Source organism: Elstera litoralis, from assembly GCF_000963705.1.
In the GTDB taxonomy this organism is placed as follows: domain Bacteria; phylum Pseudomonadota; class Alphaproteobacteria; order Elsterales; family Elsteraceae; genus Elstera; species Elstera litoralis.
Window position 1 is genome coordinate 1 of record NZ_LAJY01000958.1, and the last position, 725, is coordinate 725.

The following is a 725-nucleotide window of genomic DNA, read 5'->3' on the forward strand; positions in this document are numbered from 1 at the left end:
AGCCTGTATTGCCGAGATTGCCAAGCCGGGGAAGGTGGAAACCCTCGCCCAATCCACTGAAAAACACGCGGGCTTCGCCCTTTGGTCGCTGCTGTTTTACGCCCTCTGGTATCGCGCGCAGATCGAGCGTAAGCCGATGGACGGGAGTGTGTGGGAGTTGTTGAGCTAGGGGTGACCCGTTTGTTGCAGTACAATTTATTATAGAAAAATTAATGTTAAAACGATATAATCTTGGCGAATTGATCTGAATTGTGATCTTACGGAGTTAAAGGAAGCATGACGATAATAAATCTTCCGCTGACTCGTTATGATGTCCTTCCCGGAGATATTATATCAAAATTTATGCTCTATTCGACTCTCGGCTGTGATTTGGTTCTTGAATTACCTAAGGAGCTAGCGTCGGACGATTCTGTTTCCTCAATTTTGAGCCAGATCGGCGAGGCGCTCGATGCTTTTAAAGCTAAAAAACATGCTTATAGATTTCATCGGGATGACGATCAGGAGCCAACAGTATACTATATTCACGAATTCTCAATTCGTATTGGAAATGACACGCATCCCTTAAGCTTCTCCTTATCGGAGGAGCTGATAAGTGAAGATGCGTTTATGCTCCCCGATCGGAAAAGCTGGGTAGACGAAATTGACGATGAATTAGGCTGAGCGGCTGAGGTTCAGCCTACCCTTTCTCACATCTTCGGCCACGCCCGATCAATATCCGCCTTCCG

Annotated in this window: 1 protein-coding gene; it reads left to right on the forward strand. The window is 46.5% G+C overall.

Annotation, left to right across the window (positions count from 1 at the left end; genetic code table 11):
- Window positions 1-276 precede the first annotated feature (276 nt).
- Window positions 277-660 (forward strand): hypothetical protein, encoded by a 384-nt coding sequence (locus tag VZ95_RS20940; protein ID WP_156995517.1) that lies wholly within the window; start codon window positions 277-279, stop codon window positions 658-660.
- Window positions 661-725: the final 65 nt, after the last annotated feature.

Bases quoted from the DNA above. Each gene is read 5' to 3' on its own strand.
- VZ95_RS20940 (WP_156995517.1), top strand. From the start codon at position 277: ATGACGATAATAAATCTTCCGCTGACTCGTTATGATGTCCTTCCCGGA.